Source organism: Cellulosimicrobium sp. NPDC030954, from assembly GCF_055571305.1.
Genome location: NZ_JBVIFN010000005.1, coordinates 79635 through 100772 on the forward strand (window position 1 = coordinate 79635; position 21138 = coordinate 100772).

General features: G+C 70.0%; 12 protein-coding genes. 2 read left to right on the forward strand and 10 right to left on the reverse strand.

Annotation, left to right across the window (positions count from 1 at the left end; all coding sequences use genetic code 11):
- Positions 1–18 precede the first annotated feature (18 nt).
- Positions 19–1704 carry a nuclease-related domain-containing DEAD/DEAH box helicase gene (locus ACZ402_RS11830; RefSeq protein ID WP_465272289.1) on the forward strand — a complete coding sequence of 562 codons (1686 nt, stop codon included), beginning with the start codon at positions 19–21 and terminating at the stop codon, positions 1702–1704.
- A 27-nt stretch (positions 1705–1731) separates the two neighbouring features.
- On the opposite strand, the gene ACZ402_RS11835 is transcribed toward ACZ402_RS11830, so the two are convergent.
- On the reverse strand, positions 1732–4002 hold the full coding sequence (locus ACZ402_RS11835) for a 3'-5' exonuclease (RefSeq protein WP_375825022.1): 2271 nt from the start codon (positions 4000–4002) through the stop codon (positions 1732–1734).
- A 65-nt stretch (positions 4003–4067) separates the two neighbouring features.
- Positions 4068–10565, reverse strand: coding sequence for a DEAD/DEAH box helicase (locus ACZ402_RS11840; protein ID WP_375825023.1), 6498 nt, complete (start codon positions 10563–10565; stop codon positions 4068–4070).
- 178 nt (positions 10566–10743) lie between these two features.
- Between ACZ402_RS11840 and ACZ402_RS11845 the strand changes: the two genes are divergently transcribed.
- Positions 10744–12003 carry a GTPase gene (locus ACZ402_RS11845; RefSeq protein WP_375825024.1) on the forward strand — a complete coding sequence of 420 codons (1260 nt, stop codon included), beginning with the start codon at positions 10744–10746 and terminating at the stop codon, positions 12001–12003.
- A gap of 13 nt (positions 12004–12016) precedes the next feature.
- Here ACZ402_RS11845 and ACZ402_RS11850 read toward each other — a convergent pair whose 3' ends face one another.
- The 8 genes from ACZ402_RS11850 to ACZ402_RS11885 form a co-directional block, all read right to left on the reverse strand.
- Complete coding sequence (locus ACZ402_RS11850; RefSeq protein WP_154797648.1) at positions 12017–12433, reverse strand: hypothetical protein; 417 nt, start codon at positions 12431–12433, stop codon at positions 12017–12019.
- Positions 12420–12926 (reverse strand): helix-turn-helix domain-containing protein, encoded by a 507-nt coding sequence (locus ACZ402_RS11855; RefSeq protein WP_216609982.1) that lies wholly within the window; start codon positions 12924–12926, stop codon positions 12420–12422. The genes ACZ402_RS11850 and ACZ402_RS11855 overlap by 14 nt, the downstream gene beginning before the upstream one ends.
- Positions 12927–12978: 52 nt before the next feature.
- Positions 12979–13473, reverse strand: a complete 495-nt coding sequence (locus ACZ402_RS11860; RefSeq protein ID WP_154797649.1) for a hypothetical protein — start codon at positions 13471–13473, stop codon at positions 12979–12981.
- A gap of 91 nt (positions 13474–13564) precedes the next feature.
- Positions 13565–14314, reverse strand: a complete 750-nt coding sequence (locus ACZ402_RS11865; protein WP_375825060.1) for a PP2C family serine/threonine-protein phosphatase — start codon at positions 14312–14314, stop codon at positions 13565–13567.
- 24 nt (positions 14315–14338) lie between these two features.
- Positions 14339–15022 carry a vWA domain-containing protein gene (locus tag ACZ402_RS11870; RefSeq protein ID WP_375825025.1) on the reverse strand — a complete coding sequence of 228 codons (684 nt, stop codon included), beginning with the start codon at positions 15020–15022 and terminating at the stop codon, positions 14339–14341.
- The gene (locus tag ACZ402_RS11875) at positions 15003–17681 is read right to left on the reverse strand and encodes a CFI-box-CTERM domain-containing protein (protein WP_375825026.1); all 2679 of its coding nucleotides are present in this window, start codon (positions 17679–17681) and stop codon (positions 15003–15005) included. The genes ACZ402_RS11870 and ACZ402_RS11875 overlap by 20 nt, the downstream gene beginning before the upstream one ends.
- Positions 17674–18051 (reverse strand): hypothetical protein, encoded by a 378-nt coding sequence (locus ACZ402_RS11880; RefSeq protein ID WP_375825027.1) that lies wholly within the window; start codon positions 18049–18051, stop codon positions 17674–17676. The genes ACZ402_RS11875 and ACZ402_RS11880 overlap by 8 nt, the downstream gene beginning before the upstream one ends.
- A gap of 267 nt (positions 18052–18318) precedes the next feature.
- A complete protein-coding gene (locus ACZ402_RS11885; RefSeq protein WP_375825028.1) occupies positions 18319–21084 on the reverse strand; it encodes a GmrSD restriction endonuclease domain-containing protein in 2766 nt (921 codons plus the stop codon).
- Between the last annotated feature and the right edge of the window lie 54 nt (positions 21085–21138).

A 21138-nucleotide genomic window follows, 5' to 3' on the forward strand; every position in this document is an offset into this window, starting at 1 on the left:
GTGCGGTACGAACGGCACATGCCGCTCGCGTTCCCGCCCGACCCGACGTTCCCCGACGACGGCGGCGCCGAGCGCGCCGTGTGGGACGCGCTGCGCGAACAGCTCCCCGACGACGTCGTGCTGTTCCACGGGGTGCACGTGCAGGAGGACGAGCAGGAGTACGAGATCGACGTCCTCGTCGCCTGGCCAGGGGTCGGGCTCGCCGCGATCGAGGTCAAGGGCGGGCACATCGACCGGGTCGACGGCACCTGGTTCCAGGGCAACGGTCCCCGGCGGCACCGCATCGACCCGGTGCGCCAGGTCCAGGGTGCTCGGCACGCGCTGCAGGCCCTGCTGCGCCGTCGCGACCTGTGGGCCGCAGAGGCGCGCACCGCGCACCTCGTGGCGTTCCCGCACCGGTACGTCCCGCGCGACTGGGAGACGGTCGACCTTCCGCGGGACATGCTCGTGGACCGCGGCGACCTGGAGCGGTCGGGCGGCGTCGCCGAGCGGGTGAAGCGCGCCGTCGAGCGGCACGGCCAGGGCCATGCCGGGCTCGCGGTCGACGACGTCCCCGCCCTCGTGGACTCGCTCGCCGGTGGCTTCCCCAGCCAGACGGAGCACCTGTCGCTCGCCCTGGAGCACGAGACGCGCCTGGAGCAGATGACCCGCGACCAGGCCCGCGTGCTCGACGCGCTCTCCGAGGTGCGCCGGATGAGGGTCGTCGGCGGCGCGGGGGCGGGCAAGACGTGGCTCGCGCTCGAGCAGGCGCGCCGGCGTGCGCGGGCGGGTGAGCGCGTCGCCCTGCTCTGCTACTCGCGGGGGCTCGGGCGCTACCTCGAACGCGTCACCCAGACGTGGCCGGCGCGCGACCGTCCCGCCTACGTGGGACTGTTCCACGACCTGCCGCTGAGCTGGGGCGCCGAGCGCGGCGCCGACGACGACCCGGACTACTGGGAGCGGCACCTGCCGACCGAGCTCGGCCGGCTCGCGGGCGAGCGTCCGTCGACGGACCTGTTCGACGCCGTCGTCGTGGACGAGGCGCAGGACTTCGGCGACCTCTGGTGGCCGTCGCTCCTGCGGTGCCTGCGCGACCCGGACGAGGGAGGCCTCTACGTCTTCCTCGACGACGCGCAACGGGTCTTCCCCCGCGCCGCCGACGTACCGCTCCAGCTCGTCCCCGTGACACTGCGCGAGAACCTGCGCTCCACGAAGCAGATCGCCCAGGTGTTCGGCGCGCTCTCACCCGACACCCTCACCCCACGAGGGATGAACGGCCCCCGCGTACGGATCGTCGACGTGCCCGCCGCCGCAGCCGTGGAAGCCGCCGACGACGCCGTCGAAGCGCTGCTCGACGAAGGGTGGAACCCCGGCCAGGTCGCGCTCCTGGCCACGGGCCGGCGCCACCCCGCCCAGGTCAACGAGGTCACCCTCGGCGGGTACGCCGCCTACTGGGACGCGTTCTTCGCGGAGGACGACGTGTTCTTCGGGCACGTCCTCGGGTTCAAGGGCCTCGAACGCCCTGCGGTCGTCCTGTCCGTCAACGGCGTGCGGGACGAGGCGCGAGCCCGCGAGATGCTCTACACCGGCCTGTCACGCGCCCGCTCGCTGCTCGTCGTCGTCGGCGACCGGTCGTGGATCGAGGGCGTCGGGGGAGAGGCCGTGCGACGACGGCTCACGGAAGCGGAGGCCTGGGCACCCGTCGGGTCGGGGGCGGACGCCTGACGGCGCCCGCCCCCGGCCGGGAAACGGTCAGGAGACGGTTGCCGCCTCGGCGTGGGCGGGGAGCAGGTCGCTGCGGCGACCGTTCCACAGGACTACCAGCTCGTCGCGTGCACGGGTCGCCGCGACGTAGAGCAGGGACCTCTCGCGCAGCTCGCCGTCGGCGCGATCGGCCTCCGGCAGGGCCGACAACCCGTAGCCCCAGCCCTGCTCGTCCGACGAGACGCCGAACAGGATGACGCGCTTGAACTCCATGCCCTTGGAGCGGTGCATGGTCATGACGAGCACGCTCCCGGTCCCGGTCGCGGCGTCGTCCTGGATGAACTTCGCCTTGACGCCGCGCTCGCTCAGCGCGTGGACGACCTTGTCGCCGGTGTTCTTGGTGCGGACGAGCACGCCGATCGTCTCGGGGGCGTCCCCGGCGTCGCGCCAGCCGCGGACGAGCTCGGCAGCCTGTTCGTACTCGTCGAGGAGCGAGGACGCCCGGACCTCTCGGGGCGCGGGCCCGGACCGCGCGGATCGGTAGCCGGTGGCGGCCGCGTCTCCCGCCTCCATGTCGATCCAGTCCTCCCCGGCCAGCACGCCGACGGCGTAGCGCAGCACCTGTGCGGTCGTGCGGTAGTTGAGGGTGAGGCGCCGGGACCTGCCGACGATGTTGATCCCGTACCGGGACAGCACGACCTTCTGCCCGTAGATGCGCTGCTGCGAGTCCTCGGCGAGGAAGAGGTCGTCCGGTCCCTGGGCGACGAGTGCCCGCAGGAAGACGAGGCGGGCGGGTGCGAGGTCCTGCGCCTCGTCGACGAGGACGTGGTCCGCGACGCGCGGCACCCCGGCCGCGGCCTGGGCGTCGAGGTGCGTCGCGGCGACCATCGCCTTCTCGTCCCAGTCGGTCGATCCCGCGGCGTCCGCGGACGCGCGGTAGGCCTCGACGACGCGCCACACGGCCATGCGCTGGACCCTGCTCAGCGCGACGCCGCGTCCCGGGCGACGGACGCGCAGGTACTCGTCCCGTGTCGTGATGCGGTGGGGGACGACGATCGTCGTGTACTCGGCCTGGAGGAACGCCTGGCTCCGCAGCTCAGGTGCGAGGTCGGCGCCGACGGACGCGAGTGCCGCCTCCCACCGGGCGGCCGGGGTGAGGTCGAGGACGTAGGGCGAGCGCGGGCCGAGGACGGACGCGACCGTCTCGCCCCAGGCGGCCGACGCGACGTGGACGTCCTCGGCCTTCGCGATCACGCGGCGGGAGAGCGCGTCGACACCGGCGACGTACACCCCGGGGTCCCCGAGGTTCTTCGCGATCGGGAGCGTCGGGTCGAGGAGCCGGAGGGTCTCCTCCAGTGACGACGCCAGGGTCCGGTTGTACGTGGTGAGGACGACGCGGGCCGCCGGGTTCTTCCTCGCGAGGTGTCGTGCGCGGTGGAGGAGGACCACCGTCTTCCCGGTTCCGGCTCCGCCCGAGAGCCGGAACGAGCCGGACCGGTTCTTGAAGGCGTGGTCGCGCTGCTCGGGGTGGAGGAAGACGCGCCAGCGGCCGAAGTTGTCGTCCTCGATCGCTGCACGCAGGGCCGCGTCGTCCTCGATGAACGCGAAGTCCATCTGCGCCGCAGGCTGCTTGAGGGCGTCGAGAAGCTGGTCGTCGCTCTCGGGGTCGGGCTCGACGGCGGGGACTGTCAGGCCGAGCTTGTCCCGCACGGTCGCGAGGCCTGCACCGGTGGCGAGGTCGAGCAGGGCGTCCCCCTGCCAGGTCGCGGGCGCCCGTCCCGCGAGCGCGAGCAGCTCGTCCTCGGTCTCGACCGTCAGGGCGGCGTCCGCGATCGTGGCGTCGATCCCGAGGTCGACGAGGTCGGCGACGGACACGCCCTGCGTCTGGAGGAGCGGGTACGTGGTGAGGTCGACGTCCTCGGGTTGGGGCCGGGCGCGTCCGGTCCGGGGCGCGGCGGGATCCGTCGCTGCGGTCGTGGTGTCGGCCGCGGCGGCCTCGACCAGCTCGGCGATGCCGTTGCGCGGGTTGACGCGGACCACGGCGGTCTTGGCGCGGGCGATCGCCTCGTCGTGCGGATACGTGCCGAGGTAGACGTAGTGCGCCTCCGCGGCCTGACCCTGGACCTTGACGAGCAGGGCACGCCAGAAGTCGTTGACCCGTCCGGTGCGGACTCGAGGGTCGGCCGAACCGTTGATCGGCTCGATGTGCAGGCCCGGGGTGGCGTCGCTCTCCTGGAGCTTCTCGAGGAACGCGTACGCGGCCTTGCGCACGGCGCCGTCGAGCTTGCCGAACGACGGTCCGAGGATGATCTGCGGCATCGGTGCTGTTCTCCGGGGTCGGTGGGTCGGGTGTCGCTGGCAGTGCGGTCGAAGCAGGCTGCCGGTCAGCCGGTCAGGGCGGTGCGGATGACGTCGGCGTCGGGCCCGAGCACCGTCCACCCCTCGGCGTCGAGCTGGGTGAGCGTCGCGGCGTCCAGTGCGTCCGTCTGCACGGTCACCTTACGGTCCGGCCACGACAACGACAGGGGTACGCCGTCGCCGAACTCGTCGCCGATGGTCGGGGCCTCCACGCCGTCGGCCGCGAGCGGCAGGAGCTGCTGGAGCAGCTCCCGTTCGACGGCGGTCGCGATCGTGTGGGCCGTCTGCCAGGCCGGGTGGGCTTCGAGGACGACGGCGAGTGCGGACTCGACCCGGCTGCTCGCCTCCGCATCGGCTGCGGACGGTGGGGCGATGGACTGCCCGGTGAGCGTGGACCGGGTGACGACCCGCAGCGGGAGGTCTTCGCGGAAGTTCAACAGGTTGGCGAGTCGCAGCCACTCACGCCATGCCGGCTGGTGCTCGTGCCCGAGGGCGTCGTCGGCGTCGTCCAGGACGACGGCGATCTCGTACGTGCCGAGGGTGAACTCCCGGACGCCGATCGCGATCGACCCCTGGTGCCACACCCCGCCGAACTTCGTCCCGCTCGGAAGGGCGGAACCGTCGAGCACGTCGAGCGCGATCGTGTCGATACCGACCTCGGTGGAGATCACCCCGCCGATCAAGGAAGGCGCGACGAGGAGCGGCATCCACCGGGCGAGCTGTGCGCGGCCCGTCGGGTCGGGGCGTTCGATCCAGTCGAGCAGGAGGTCGATCGCGGGCCGCGTGACCAGCCCGACCGTGGTGGGGGAGAGCGCGTCCTTCGCCCCGGCCAGCACTGCCGCCACGGCCTGCGGGTGCAGCCAGGGCACGGCGACGGAGGCGGACGGACTCCCGTCGAGGTCTCCCCACGTGAAAGCGAGCACCTGGTACCCGAGGTCGCGCAGGGCCTGGCGCTTGGTGGCGTCGTCGGCGAGGCGGTTGACGGCGGGGGAGGCGTGGAACTGCCAGCCGTCGGTGTAGATCGCGGTCGGCGGCACACCGGCCCGGTCGCTGCGCAGGACGAAGTCGGGCTTGGTCCCGGCGTCGTGGACGAGCACCTGTGGTTCGAGCCGCCAGTGTGCGCCGCCGGGCATGGTGACCGACCAGGTGTTGCCCTGGGGCCCCGGCTTCTCCGTGATGGTCGCGCCCATCTTTTCCAGGCGCTCGCGGAGCACCTTGCGGAAGAGCAGCTCGATGTGGGACTCGGGGTCGGTGACGTCGGGCTCGTCCACCGTGACCGTCCACGGGCTCGTCGCGGGGACCTCGTCGTCGCCGACCTGCGACGTGCCGAGCAGGATCGACCTGAGGTGGCGCGCGGCCGTGGCCCGGGAGACGTGCCCGACCTGGTGCGGCGCGGCGTGCGGCAGGAGGCACCGGTCGCACGCGAGCCTGCCGTCGTGCTGGCACGGGCAGTCCTCGAGGTGTCGCCAGGCGTCGCGCAGCATGGTCCACACGGCGTCGTGGTCGGAGAGTTCGGCGAGGTAGCCGGTGCCGCCGCGCACGACGTCGTGCAGGAGCAGGGCCTCGGCCGGGCTGCCGGCCGCAGGGCTGGGGTCGACGACGTCCGTGACCTCCAGGTGGTTCGGGTCGCCGCCGATCCGGATCCGCAGCGCGAGGAGCAGGGCTGCGCGCAACGACGGGAGCGAGAAGTCGTCCCCCAGGGTCACGGACTCGGGGAGCCGCAGCACCAGGCCCTCGGTGGTGAGCGACCGCGACAGGGCGACGGTGCGGACACTCTCGTCTCGTGCCCGTCGCAGGGGGCACCAGGGGCGGTGCTCCGACGCGCGGTTGGCACCGGTGGAGGTGTCGAGCTTGCCGCACCGTTCGCAGACGCGGAACAGTGCGACGTCGTGGGGCTGCCCTGCGAGCTCGAGGGTCGCGCCCTGCGCGGAGGACCGGCCGAGGTTGAGCCAGCGGATGGTCATCTGGCGCTGGTAGCGCGCGCCGAAGCCGTAGCCCTCGACGAACCACTGCCGGGTGACGGCGGCGGGGTCGACGTCGGCGAGGGTGCGGATGGTGAACCGCTCGCGCTCGCGCTCGTCGCTCCGGTCGTCGATCGTCGCCTCCTCGCGCCGGATCACGGACGAGACCCGCTTGAGCTCGACGACCTCGATCTGCTGGGCCACATCAGCGAGGGCCGGACTGCCGCAGCGCGGGCAGGCCGCGAGCGCGGCCGTGCCGCCCGGTGCCGAGGCGTCCGTGACGTCGTGCGTGAACCCGCAGTGCGGGCAGCAGGCCCAGGTGCGGACGGCGTCGTCGTCCCGCCCGAGGTCGAGCGCGTCGACCGCGATGGCGTACCCGCGCGCGTAGAAGGTGGAGCCGGGCGCGAAGTCGCGCAGCGCCTGGGCGGATCCGCGGCCCAGCTCCATGAGCTCGGTGCGGAACTCCTGGGAGTCGGGGTCCACCCAGGACAGGGAGACTTCGAGCGCGACGGAGTCGTCGAGCAGTGTGTAGTTGGGGAGCAGCCCGTGCTCCTCGAGCACGCCTACCCAGTGCTCGGTCGCGGCCCGCGCCTGCTGGTACTGGGTGAGCTTGAGCGCGGCCTGCGCGGTGCGCAGCGCGCGTTCGTCGTCGCTGGTCGCGGCGGGAGACTCGGCCTTGATGCGCAGCCCGTCCGCGGCGTTGATCGCGGTCTGGATCTCCTTCTCGCGGTGCGCGAGGGTCTCCATCCGTCCCCGCCATGCGAGGGAGGCGGTGTGCGCGCGCCGGGCGAGCTCGGACGGGACGCTCTCGCCGGATGCGGTCACCGTGGGCAGCGCCCACGCGCGCAGCGTCTCCTTCACCGGGTCGGAGACGTCGGTGAAGCCGCCCAGGAAGCGGCCGAGCAGGGCGGGTCCCTCCGCCTCGGACAGCGCGACGAGCTCGCCGAGGAACGAGCCCGGTTCGCTGCTGCCGAGCGCGTCGGACGCGGTGCGCGGGTGCGGTGCGTCGGCACGGCGGGCGAGCTCGTCGGCGACGGAGGCCACGTACTGGCGGCGCAGGATCTCCTCGGCGTCGAGGTAGGTGGCAGGCGGTCGTACGGCACCGTTGATGACGCTGCCGGGGTCGGCGAACCGTGGCAGCTGGTCGCCGCGGGCGGTGACGAATGCGATCGCGAGGGCGTTGCCGGTCGCGCGCCCGGCGCGGCCGACGCGCTGCAGGTACGACGCGACGGTACGGGGCAGGGAGGACAGCATGACGGCGGACAGCTCGCCGATGTCGATCCCCATCTCGAGCGTCGGGGTGGCGACGAGGACGTTCGGGGCGTCGGGCTTGGGATCCTTCGCCTTGAACGCGTTCTCGTACGCGAGGCGGACCTCGTCCTCGAGCATGCTGGTGTGCTCTCGCGCGACGACGCGTGCCGGGTCCGCGTCCTCGTACATGCGGCGGTAGAAGTTGTCCGCGACGGCGTGCCGGCGCAGACGCCCGGTGCAGCGGGCGACCAGGCACGGTGCCCCATCGAGCTGGTCGACGACCGTGGACGTCGCCGGGACGGCCGACCCGCAGTCGCTGCACTCGAGGCACAGGGCACCGTCGCGGAGGGCGTCCGTCGTCGCGACCTGGACGATGACGTCCCGGGGCGCGAGGTGGTACGTCGTGGCGCCGGACGACGAGAGGAGACCGGCGACGACGTCGAGCCGCGCGAGGTGCTTCATCAGCAGGCGCGCGAGCGTCGCCGCCTCCGTCTTGTCGACGTGCAGGCACTTGGCCGTCCAGGCCGCGTACCAGCCGCGTGCGGAGCCGACGGGTTCCAGGTCGTCCCCGGCGGCCTTCGTGCCGGCTCCGGTGGTGACGGAGCCGCCGACGCGCGGGTAGCCCGGTGCGCTGGCTCCCTTGCCGAAGCCGGGCATCCCTTCGTGACGTCGGCGGCCGCCGGTGATCCACCACCGGTTGCCGTCCTCCTGCCGGAACGTGTGGAACCACTCGTGCTCGATCGCCCCCCGGGTACGCATGTGCTCGAGGACACCGCGCACCCAGGCGCGCAGCTCCGCGTCGGTGGGGGAGAAGCCGTCGAGCACCTCCTGACGGTCGACCTCGTCGAGCGTGGCCCGTGCCGCGCCGAGCAGGGGGCGTGGGTCGACGCGCACCTCGGCGACGAGCGTCCCAGTGGCCTCGAGCGTCCGGCCGACGGCGGAGCGCAGACCGTGCTCGAGGAGGACGTCGAGCAGGAGCCGACGCCGCACCCGGTCCCGGACCTTGTCCTGGCCCTTGGCCCGCGGGCCCTTCTTCCAGAACGGCGCGAACGGCTCACGCTCCGCGAGGTCTGGCGGGAGCAGCCGGTACCGCTTCTTCCCGTCGTCGCCGGCGGCCGCGATCATCTTGTCCACGAGGGTGGCGAGGTCGACCGGGTCGTCACCGACGGCGTGGCGCATGACCGCACGCAGGGTCAGTGCGTGCGAACGGGACTGCACGAACCCGGCGCGGTGCGCGGCGTCCTGCACCGAGTCGGTGAAGACGAGGGCCCGCTTCTCCCGCGGGTCGAGCCCGGCTGTGCCGAACAGGCTGGACAGCGACACGGACAGCAGCGTCGCGATCGCGGACCCGAGGAACCGGATGCCGTCCTTCTGCCCGCACGACGGGCAGTCGTCGTCCTTCGAGGGCTTCGCGCCGACGTCGTCCAGCGGGTGCACGAGGACGGGAAGGACCCCGGCGTCCGTGTCGTCCCCCTCCGGCAGGGATGAGACGAGGCGGCGCTGGCCGACGAGGAACCACCGCAGTCCCTCGACCTTCTCGCCGTCCTCGGCCCGCTCGCCCTCGGCGGGGGCGTGGACGAGGGCCCGGAACCGGTCGTCGCCGCGCAGGTGCCGGCCGCGGATGTCGTCGTCGTGCGTGTCCAGGTCCGTGCCGGTCGGGGCGAGGGCGACGCCCCAGCCCGAGCGGCCGCAGTGCCGGCAGTACAGGGCGGGGAACGCGTGCGTCCCGCCGCCCGGGCCGTCCTCGTCCGCGTCCTGCACGACGACGCCGTCGTCCTGCCAGCGGAACTGTGCCACTCCCGCGGTGGTCCTGTTGAGCCGAGTCAGCTCGCGCGTCCACAGGTGGACGTCGACGGACAGAGCGCCGCGACCGGTCCTCGCGCGCAGGTGCGACAAGGCGGAGAGCAGCGCGGTGAGGGTCTGTTCCGCGCGGACCGGCCACGACGGGTCGGACGACGGCGGGAACGCATCCCGGACGAGCACCGACAGGTCCACCGCCTGTGCGGCGAGCCGGACCAGACCACGTTCCCCGGAGACGATCGGGTGCGCCTTCGCGAGCCAGAGGAGGGCGTCGTGCGAGTCGCCCGAGAGATCGGGTCGGTCGGACGTCGGGTCGACGAACTCGGCGTCTCCGGTGTCCGTGCGGAACAGGTTGCGCAGCACCGTGCGCGTGAGGGCGCCGACGTCGGTCGGGTCGACCGCAGCGAGGTCGTCGAGGAGGAGCCGAGCGACGACGTCGTCCACCTCCACCGCCCGCAACCCGCGGGCAGCGGCGCGCTCCACAGCGTCGCCCACCCACTCGTCGAGCGGCAGGCGCGACTCCGTGACGACCGAGTCGGGCCCGAACTCCTCGCCGAACACGGTCCGCGCGAAGTCGAGCATCGCCGACGGGTCACCCTTGTCGCCCAACGTCGCGGACGTCGCGACGGGTGTGACGATCCCCAGCGGGCGCGCGACGTCCGCGTCCGTGAGTCCTGCTGCCGCGCGGTCGCCGGGATCCGTCGGCCAGTACGACTTCAGCGCGAGGCCGAGCCGCCGGATCAGCATCGCGACGTCCGTGCCCTGCGCGCCGTCGTACGTGTGGAACTCGTCGAGCACCAGGTATTGCAGGGACCGGGCGCTCGCGGACCACAGCTTCGCGTCGTCCCGGCGCAGCAGCAGCTGGTCGAGCATCTTGTAGTTCGTCAGGAGGATGTCGGGCGGCGAGTCCCGGATCACCGGGCGATCCGTGATCAGCCCAGCCGTCGTCACCTTCGTCCGCGTGGGGCCCTCCTCGCCCGTGTACAGGGCCGCGGTGATACCGCGCAGCTCCGAGTTCGACGGCGACGTCAACAGCTCGGTCAGGCGCTTGGCCTGGTCGTTGGCGAGCGCGTTCATCGGGTAGAGGATGACCGCCTTGATACCGCCGAGCCCCGCCCTCTTCGCGCGCAGAGCGTGGTCGAGGATCGGGTACAGGAACGACTCTGTCTTGCCCGACCCCGTGCCCGTCGTGACCAAGGTGGGCTGGGGGCGGCGCAGCCCACCGTCCGGTGCGAGCGAGGAGAGCCGCCGGAACGCGTCCGCCTGGTGCCCGTACGGCTGCGGGTACCCGCCGTACCAGTCCAACGACTCACGCCAGCCGGGCTCGGCCGGCCGAAAAGGCAGCCGGAGTCGCACGTACGGACCGCGGAACAGGCCGGTGCTCGGTGAACGGAGAAAGTCCTCCAACGACGCCCGCGTGCTCGCGTCGGCGAGGGCGAACGTCGTGCCCAGGTACTCCAGCAGCGCAGCGCGCAGGGACTCGGCCTGGGACACGGGGAGGAGCTCACTCACGGAGGCATGCTGTCAGATTCTCGGTCATCGCGAGTCGTTCCTTCGCGGAGGCGATCGCATGCCTGCTCGGGCGGAGCGGCGAGAGAGCTGTTGTCTGCACTTCTGCGTTCGGTCCGGGCGCGTGGATTTCACCCGTTCGGGGAGAATGTGCTGCGCGGTCGACCGGTAGCCTCCGGGCATGAGTGAGAGCGACATCCCCGATGAGTTCCTCCGCCAGTGGCAGGAAGCGCAGGAGCAGTACGCGGAGATGGGCGATCCCACCACGGCTCGCGCCCACGAAGCGTTTCGCCTCGACGACGTTGCGTACCTGACCGAGGACGAGGCTGCTGAACACCTTGCGGACGGGTGGGAGTCGCTCCACGAAGTCGTCCCGCGCTTCAACCTCGCGGTCCTGGGAAACACCGGGGCGGGCAAGTCCAGCCTTGTCAACGCGATCTTCGGCGAAGTCCGTGCCGAGGTCGGCGTCGGTGCTCCCGTGACACAGGAGGTCAAGCCTCATGACAACGACGCCGGCACGCTCCGACTCTACGACTTCCCCGGTTTCGAGCTGGGCAAGCATGGCCGCGACCCAGTCTCGATCATCAAGGATGATCTGACCGCGATCCAGAAGGGGCCCGAAGAGGATCGCATCCATCTCGCCTGGTTCTGCTGGGACCAGGGGACACGCCGAGTCGAGGATGCGCACCGCAAGGCGATCGCGGAGCTCGCGTCGCGGAACATCCCGGTCATCGGTGTGGTGACCAAGGTGCGCGAAGACGAGATGGAGGAAATCCTCGAGTTCGGCCGGTGGATCTGGAACAACGTCGACGGCCTGTGGACGCGTCACGACGGGCAGCCGGCCCTCTGCTTCACCCGTTCGAGGACTCCGTCCGAGGGGTTGCTCAAGCTCCTGGACGAGACGCGTGCCGCCGCTGATGCGACGTTTCGAGACGCGATCGACGCCGCGCAGAAGCTGGATGCGGAGAAGAAGCGTCGCGCGGCGCGCGGGCTGATCGCTGCCGCAGCTGCCTCGGCCGCAGGCGCAGCAGCCATCCCGGTGCCCGTCGCCACCGCCGCCGTCCTGGCGCCGATCCAACTCGGCATGATGGGGCAGGTCGCCCGCATGTACGGGCTGAGCCTCAAGGGCGTGCTCGGTGGAGGTACGGCGCTCTTCCAGCTGGCTCTGCAGCTGACGGGTCGTGCCGCGGCCGCGAGCCTGGTCAAGGCCATCCCGGGCGTGGGATCGGTGATCAATGCAGCTGTCGCGAGCGCCTGGACCTACGCGGCCGGTGAGGCGTGGCTCTTCCTGTGCGACCGAATCGCGTCGGGAAAGATCGACCCCGACAAGATCGGGCCTCTGCTCAGCTACCTGAAGCCCATCATCATGGTCGTGCTCGAGTCGAAGCTCAAGGGCATGAGATCAACGGCTTCGGGGGCCTCCGCTGCGAGCTCGAAGTAGCTCGAAGCGCGCCTCACTCGCCAGCCATGCGGTCTGCTTCCACCGCCGCGAGGTCCAAGGACATCGGCAGGCCAAGGCTCTTGCCGGCGACGGGTGGGATGAGGTTGATCAGTTCTGCTCGGGCGTGCGGCCAGAGCGCGCTGACGAGCGATCCGTGGTCGTCCAGCTCGACATCCGGTGAGAGTGCCACCGCGTAGGCAGCGTGCACTCCGAACACGCCACGGTCGGGGGAGTCGTCCTCGACGCGCTGGTCGCGGACGTCTACCCGGTAGTCGACCCGCCAGAGCACGGTCTGCTCGATCGGGTTGATCTCCATCCCGATCGAGATGTCGAGGGTCTCGGGGTCCGGGCCGATCCGACGCCGTTCGGCACCGAGGGCAAGCGTGAAGATGGCTTCGATGCCACCGAAGCCGCGTTCAGACAGTCGCACGTGTCGCGCCTGCGTAGGCCGCCAGGTCAGTGCCGCGCGCATCGCCAAGCGACACGCGCATCTGGCGGGTAGTGCCGGTCCGATGGTCTCGCGAGACTGCGTGCAAGATCTCGGATTCGTGCGGCGCGTTCTCTGTGTAGAAGCGAGAACTGCCCACGCCGGAGTCTCCGGCGACGACGAGGCGAACTTCGTGTCGGCCCGTCGACCAGCACCCCGGATCGGAGACGTCCGTGACCGTGTGCCGGACGACCTTTCCGACGGCGACGGCGTATCGGCGCAATGTCGACAGTCGGGGATCACGGTTCGCGGCCTCGATCCGTGCGACCGCTGCCTGCGAAATTCCCATGAGGTCGGCGACGTCGCGCTGCGTCGACGTCGCCCGCCGATGGCTGACGAGAGCATCGATCATCGCCTGGTCCTCTGCGACCTGTGCGGCAGCCCGCTCCTGGATGGGGTCGGTCGTGTCGATGCCGAGCATTGCTGCGAGATCCACTGCACACCTCCTATTACCTTTGAGTAATACTCCCACCCGGCGGCTGCTGTGCCTAGACCTGTTGCCGTGTGATCTCCCACGCTTCTGCTCGGGATCGCGCCTCGAGTGCGTGCCGCGTCTGCTCGTCGAGACCGATGCGACCCGGTGACTTCGAAGCGACCTTCAGACCGAGGAGCAGGCGGTCGTGCCGCGACGGCTCGATGAAGTAGAACCGCACGTGGCGTCTCCCGTTCGAGGCGCCGGTCCGGGTGGTGAGCCGGAGCTCCAGGACGCAGCCCGTGGTCTCCATCAGGTCCACGTCACCCGAGCGATCACGTCCCGTCCCGCGGACGAACTCGAGCTCGCCGCTCTCGGCACGGTTGAGCAGGTGTGTCACCTCGGCGAAGAGCACTGCCCTGTCGACCGGTGCGCATGCCGTGATGACGTCGCGCAGCTCAGCGATAGGGGTCGGCAAGGAAGGGTCGCCGACGTGCTTCCATGAGCCGCCGACACCTGGTCCGTCGCCGGAGCGACAGGAACGCGCGCCTGGAGGTTGGGCGATCTGCATGGAGCGAACCTAGACCTGCCCACCGACAGGCTCTTGGCGGTCTGACCAGCACAGAAGCACGCACATGAACCACGTCGCACGTGGTGCATCGTCACGGTGTGTCAAGGTGCCCGGCATTCGAGGCTCGTGCCAGGATCGCCAGCGAACAGTCGTCCTTCGTCCGGTTCCGGATGGTGGTGTCGACGACCCGCCGCAGCTGCTTCTTGAAGGTGGGGTTGCGTACCTGAGCGGTGGGAGCCCTGCCCACAACTGAGATGAGCGTGGAGCAGGCTCGTGCGAGCGTCGCCGAGCGCGAGTCGTACAGGCTGGCTCCGGTGCCGTCACTCATCACGATGAAACCAGAGATCCCGTCGGTCTCACCGCGAAACAGGCGCGTGCTCGTGACCGCTCCTCGCGTGGTGACGAAGGTCGTCTGGTTCGCGAACTCGGAGTTGTCGGGTGAGGACATCAAACGCAGCGCGCCGTCCTTCACGTATCCGATCACACCGTCCCCGGTGTGCACGGCGATGAACCTGTCGCCCGAGACGGCCACCGCGAGAAACGTGGCTGCGAGGTCCGCGACCTGGCAGCCAAGGCGGTCCGCGGTTCGTGCGAGTACGCCCAGGAGGTGCTGGCAGACCGCCTCCTTGACGGCACGGCCGTCGTCGTTCGCGAGGAGCTCCTCGAAGTTGTCGACGAGGAAGCGAGTACCTGCATCGGTGATCGCCTGTGCCCCGTACTCCGACCGGGGCGCCGTTCCCGCGCCGTCGGACAGGCAGATCGCCTGAACCCCTCCCCGCGACACGTACTGGGTGCGGTCCTGGCACACGGTCCCGTCCTCGGCGTGACCCCGCCCCCGCACCTGGTGGTGAAACTCTTTGAACAACTACAGCTCCGCCCATCCGGCGAGGCCCGCGAGGTCCAGCTTGACGGTGTCGCCAGGGCTCGACTGAGAGACGCGTGCCACGGATTTGGAGAGCCACTCGAAGAACTCCTTGAAGTGGAGACCCTGGAGGCGGAGTGGCGGACGCGTCGGGCTGAACCGTGCCAGGACGTCCATGTCGGCGCCAGCCCCGATACCGATCGCGAAGACGGTGAGCTTCTTGTTCCCGGCGAGGTCCGTCACGCGCTGCACTGCGCGATCGAGCGCGGCGCGGTCACCGTTCGGTCCACCGTCGGTCATGAGGACGAGCCATGGCTGGTAGTAGAGGACGCCGTTGTCCGAGTAGAGCCGCTTTCGCGCATCGAGCGTGTCCAGGGCGAGGTTGACCCCTTCACCCATGTAGGTGAGACCTGTCGGCGCGATGGTCGTGATCCGCTGAAGACGTTCGACGCTCGCGAACTCCTGGATGACCTTCGCCCCCGAGTTGAACTCGACGATGCACACCTCGGCGGCGTCGTGGGCGTCGTCGTCCTCATCGATCGCGTCGTAGAACTGGTTGACACCGGCCACGAGCTCGCGGATCGGGTCACCGGACATCGAGCCGCTGGTGTCGATGCAGATAGCGACCGGCACGCGGGGCGTCGGGTTCTCGACCAGGTCCTCTGTCTCAATATTGAGCTGCGCCACGTACGTCTCCCTCGGTCGGGTTGCCACCGGGTCGTCGGACTTCCGACCCGATGGGATCAGTGTCTTGGTAGGGCTCGTCACCGAACCCGGATCGCTTGAGCGTCCTGACGACGCGGTTCAGCAGGTGGAGGACGGGGGTCGTGAACCACGGCTTCTCCCCGACATGAGCCACCAGAGGCGGGCTCCACCGGTAGTAGCAGCGGACGAACAGTCGTCCAGGAGCGGTCGTTCGGAGGCGAGTGTCCCTCCAGCGCCTCAGGACCCAGACCTCGGGGCAGTCGTATGAGCCGTAGACAGCTGTCGCCACGAAGCACCCGCCGGAGCCCCCTGCCTTGCCGTCTGTCGACGGCTTCGGGGCCCCGGTGCCCGGACGCGACTGGACCGGTACGCACGCAGGGGCGTCGCGCCGGTGGGCAGTCGGTACGGGCTTGTTGTTCGTCTGATGCCACTCGACGTTGCCGTGGGTGATGAACGTCTTGCCGCAACGTGTGCACAGGCGGGTCGGATCGATGGTTCGTCCCCTCTTCTGCTGCTCCGCTCGGCGAGCGGCGTCCGCGGCCCGACAGCGGGCACAACGGCCGGAAGAGAGCGTCGACCTCTCGGACTCGAGGCCGCAGCCCTTGCAGGCGATCGGTTGACACGCGTTGCACCGACCGCGGACGAGGTACTGCTTGCGGATGCCGCGGCCGCAGGACGCGCAGGTGCCCTGGTTGCAGTCGTAGCACCGCCCGTCCTTGAGCGACGATCGGCGCCGTCCGCAATCGGCGCACGCAGGTTGATGCGCCTTGCACTTGAGGCAGAGGGAGGGGGTCGCGTAGGACTTGGTGGTGTCGCTCCAGATGCCGGCCATCGACGCCCCGCACCCGGAGCACTCGTACAGGGGTGTATCCGGAGACATCGCCTTGAACCGCGTCGGGTAGACGTCGTTCGACAGCGGATCGAAGTTCGCGGGGCTGCCGAGATATCTCCTGTAACCACGGAAGGCCGCGAGCCACTCCTGATCCGTGGGGCGGTCGTCGTAGCGGTCGCCGTCACGGTGGAAGGTGTGCCAGAACAGCCCTTTGAGGCCGACCTGGAGGTGGCTCCACATGAAGCGCCAGTTCCCTGCGGGCTGGTCCTGGTTCGAGTTCTCCTTGTACTGGAAGGCAAAGCTGCCCTCCTTGATGAGCCTGACGATGTCGCCGTCCGATCCGGACCTGGCGTACGGGAATTGCCCCGTGATGAGGATCATGAAGAGCATCGTCGCGACGGCGAAGCGCTCGTCCTCGATGGTGCGCAGGAAGTCCGGGTAGCGCCTCCCGATCACCGATGGCGCGCTGAACATCTCGGTTCCGACGGGGCACGGGTATCCCTCGAGCTGCCACGAGTCGGCATCGATGACCCAGACGTCCTTGTTGGCGTCGACGAGGAGGTTCTTGGGGTTGATGTCGCCGAGGAGGATGTTCTGGGAGTGCAGGTAGTCAACCTTCTCCAGGAAGGAGATCGCGACATCGACCAGATCCGACTTGGTCCAGCCGGGATACTCGTTCCGGAACCGTCTCGGGTTGAACAGGGACTTGGAGAACTCTCGTCCGCTCGCTCTCGGCATGAGGTAGCCGACGAACGAGCCGTCCAGGTCGGTGACGAACGCCTGGGGGAAGCAGATGCCCGGTTCGTCCAGCTGCCGACCGACGAGCAGCCGGATCTTCTCCTCGCGATGGACCGTGATGTGGTCGCCGTCGAAGATCTTCACGACGTGGGTGTCAGACACCGCGTAGACGCTGCCCTCGCCTCCCTCACCGAGCCTGCCGAGTAGCGTGCACTCGTACGTGTTCCCCGGCGACACCACGCAGACACGGTCGCCCTCGCTCGGGATGTGGCGGACGGGCAGCACCTCGTCGGGACCCTGGTACGCGGCGTCGGCAGCGAAGGGTGCGGGTCGGGGCCGCGGTGGGACGTCGCTGCTGGTGCCGTGGGACGTTCTCGGGCGACCGTCCCGCGAGTCCTCTTCCGCAGACAGGTCGAACGCGTCGCCGTACGCGAGGAGCACGGACTTCAGCGATGCCGCCTCGAGGTGGTCCTTGCGGGCTCCCTCTCCAGTCTCCAGGGCGGTGCTGATGCGGCGGAGCTTGCGCTGCCCGCGCCCGTAGAGGACCCGAGGGTCTTCGCACTCCATCAGACCGTCGGGGGTGAGACTCCCCGCGCGCACCGGGTGTGCGCTGCTACGGCCCAGAAGGTTGATCCGGAGGAGCAGCGTGACATCGTTCGTGATCAGGAACATCGCGTACTTCGGCGAGTACGCCTCGAACAGATTGACGAACAGGTCGTCGGCGTAGGGGTTGGATCCGTCGCCGAGATCGTTGCGGACGAGTCCGGCGGCCTCCGCCGAACGGAGGAAGACGAGCGCGTTCTTCGCCTTCCGGGTTGCAGCGGCGCCGGGCTCGTCGAGATCGGCGGTGCTTGCACGGCTCTTCGCCGTGAGCTCGTCGATGACCTTCGTGGGGACGATCACCGGCCGGTCGTGCTGCAGGATCGCTGGTGCGATCCGCTCGAGGAGACTTCGGAGGCCGCCCTCGCGTCGTGGGTCGGTGTCCATGAAGACGTTGGTGTCGACGAAGAGCCGTGACTCTGCCCCCACGAGCTCGACGGGGTCGATCCGCGTGGCCCCGGGACTAGTCATCGAACTCGACACCACTCATGAACTGAGGCGCGGAGGATCCTTGTCGGGACGCGATCCCCTTGGCGAACCGGACGTTGCTCATGAACCGGACGTCAAGGACCGCAGCCTCCGACCACTCGGAATTTCTCACGACGGTCGACTCGAACGTGATGCGGGGTTCGGTCGGCGTGGACTCATCCGGGACGACCGTGATCTCGATGGATTCGACGGGGTCACAATCGGTCGTGGAGCGGCTCGACAAGTCCGGCCCCTGGGCAGCCCCGATGAGCGCGTCGAACTCGTTCGGCACTTGCAGGAGATCCGCGAGGAGCCGCGCGGTGGAAGTCGGGAATGCCGGAGCGTCCCAGGAGCGCCGGGTGGAGGTGCTCACGCCCGACGAACCGCGGACCGATCGGCCGATCGTCTGGCTCGCTCGGCCTACCGAGTAGTACTTGCCGTCGTAGTTCCCGTGCGCCTTCAGCGCTGCGATCTGACGGCCTGTAGCGGGGCGCGACCAGCTGCTCGTGACGGACCGACGTGCCATGTGGCTCCTTCTTCCCGGACGCGCCCAGCCTCGTCCACCGACGACGGGTCGAACCTACACACGACGCCTTCCGATATGAGAGGTGCGAGACGATTTTCACCCGCTATGAAGCCGTCATCTCGACGTGGCGGCGAGAACGGCCGCCTTGACCGCCCGCTCCACGGCATCGGCGTCGAACGGGATCAGGACCCATCCGGACGACTCGATCAGATCCCGGTCGGCGGCGGCGAGGGTGTCGACGGTGGCCGTCAGCCTGAGATTCGGCCACGAGAGCGACACGGGAATGCCCTCGACGAGCTCGTCGCCGACCGCCGGTACGGGCATGCCGTCGATCTCGGACAGGACGCGGAGGAGTGCTGCCTCGTCTTCCGTGCCGGATCGGATCGCCTCGGCCCAGTCATCGGAGAGCTCGGGCAGCTCCGCGCGCTCCTCCTCCACCACATTGATGACAGCCGCGAAGGTCTCGGCCGTCGACTCGTCCATCCAGTACGAGCTCGGGTTGCCTTCGACGAAGCGTGACGGCATGCGGTGCCCGCGCTTCGCCGCCGCACGGTCCGTGAACGCGAGCGCGCCGGCCAGGGATCGGACGCTCTCCTCTCCCACCCGTTCGGCGAGGACGGGCGCGGGGACCGGCTCGGGAGCGGCGGCGACCAGTGCGGCGAAGATGCTCCGTGCCCGGTCGCCGATCTCCGCCCAGTACTCCGACGCGTCGTCGAGGTCGGTCTCGGGGTCCCAGTGGCGGGCGGCCTCGTCGGGTGCCGACGGCGCCTCTGGTCGAAACTGCTGCCGGACGTCCGCGAGCCGACGCCCGTCCTCCAGCGACCAGAACGTCCAGCCGTTGGTGACCCCGCCGCGCACGTAGCGGCCGGCGCGTGACGGGGTGTCGAACGTCTGATCGTCCACGACGATCAGGCCGGCCTCGGTCACGACGGCGGTCTTGGCGCCCCAGGTCCCGGACCGCGGCCGCAGGATGGTGCCGGCTGCGATCATCCCAGCATGGACGAGCTCGGCCACCGTGACGCTCACCTGACCGCTCGTCCGGGCGTCCGTGACCTCACCTGTATGGGCGTCTGGTACCGGCCACACCGCGAGCATCCCGTCGAGGAGGATCTGGGTCCGGACGTCGATGTGCTCCTCGTCCCAGCCGGTCTCGCTCATCGTCAGCAGGCGACTGTTCAGCAGCAGGACGTCGTGCTGCGCGATCTTCGCGCGCTTGCCGCCGCGGCCGAGCCACGCGGCGTTCGACGCGGACGAGTTGAGCTTGCCCGTCAGGAGGGTGAGGTTGCCCAGCCGGTGCACGTGGGAGTTGCGCGCGATCTCGTCCTGAAGGTTGTCGACGGGCCACTTCCTCTCCCAGGACTGCGGGAGCAGGTGCTCGATCGGGTACGCGCCGCGTGGTACCTGCTGCGCGTCGTACTCGCCCCGGAGCTGGTTCTCGGCGGCCTCGAGGAACATTCGCAGCCGGGTCCGCGAGAAGCGTCGGTAGGCTCGCTCCTCCTCGAACACCTGGCGGATCTCGGCGTCGCCCGGCCAGTAGGTGGAGGTGACGCGGAAGGACCGCAGGGTGTCCTCGACGCGCTCGACGAGACCCTCCGCCGGGACGCCTCGCATCGCTCGGAGGACCTCGGCGACGGCGCGGCCCAGGGATGTCGAGGTGAGCCGCAGCAGGGTGCGACGCACGAGCCAGCTCTCGACGAGGCGCACGACGCCGAACACGACGTCGTCGGGCAGGGTGTCGTCCGCCGGGTGCAGCCTGAGCAGGATCGGCGTCAGCGCCGCCGATCCGATCGCGCGCGACCGGTACATGCACATCTCGACCGGGTCGAGGCTCCGGCGGGTGTCCCCGACGGCGCGGGTCCAGCGCTCGTAGAGCTCGGCCTGCGCGCGCATGTCCATGAGGACGTCGAGCATCGGGCGTCCGGCCTCGTGCTCCATGTAGTGCTTGAACCGCGTGAAGGTCGCTCTGGGGCGCACCTCCTCGGTGACCGTCGCCGCGAGCCACTGGTTGATGAACAGGGCTGCGTGCGTCGACGTCGCACGCCCGACCGTGATCTCGGAGTCCCAGAACGCGGAGTCGAAGGGCCACACGTCCCGGTACGCCGATCGTGCGTCCGCACCCTCCTTCGCGAGGCGCTGGAAGACGAGGTTCTTGACCAGGTCGGCGGCCGTCAGGGGAGTACCGCGAGCGTTGAGGGTCTCGAAGATGGCCTGGGAGTCCTCGTTCGCCTGCAGGTCGATGACGACGAACTGGATGCCGTTCGACAGCACGCCGGCCAGGAGCTCCGCCCGCTGCGTGACGTCGTCCGGCCGTACCCCGGCACTGACGTCGCCCTCCCCGTCCAGCCACTCGCCGACGCAGCGGGCGAAGTACGCGTGCGCCGCCGTGATGCGGGACGTCGAGTGCGGCAGGTCGTCGTGGGTGACCGGCGGTTCCGCGTTCATGACGTCGTCGAACGCCGCACGGTCGCGGTTGGTGTGCCGCACCTTGAGGCGCTGCTCCTCGTCGTCCACGAACGCAGGGTTGTTGTGCGTCAGGGCTTCGAGCTGGGTGCTGTACCGGTCGAGCCCGCGCTCCTCGAACGCGGCGCCCGCGGCATCCATGAGGAGCTGAAGCGTGGTCAGCCGCTGCTGACCGTCGATGACGTTCCGCACGATGAGGTTCCCCATTGCGGACTCCTCCGCCTGGACGACGACGGCCCCCAGAAAGTGGCTCGCCCCGATCGAGCCGCTGTGCCGGATCGACGCGATCCGGACCACGTCCTGCCACAGCGGCTCCCACTGGTCCTCCTCCTCCCACACGTAGGGGCGTTGGAAGAGTGGGACCACGATCTGCTGCGGCTGGATGAAGATCTGCTGCGGGGTCCGGACGTTCGTTTCCACTCGAGCGTTCCTCGTCCTTCGTGGTCTCGCGGGGGCGGATGGTGTCACTGGCGT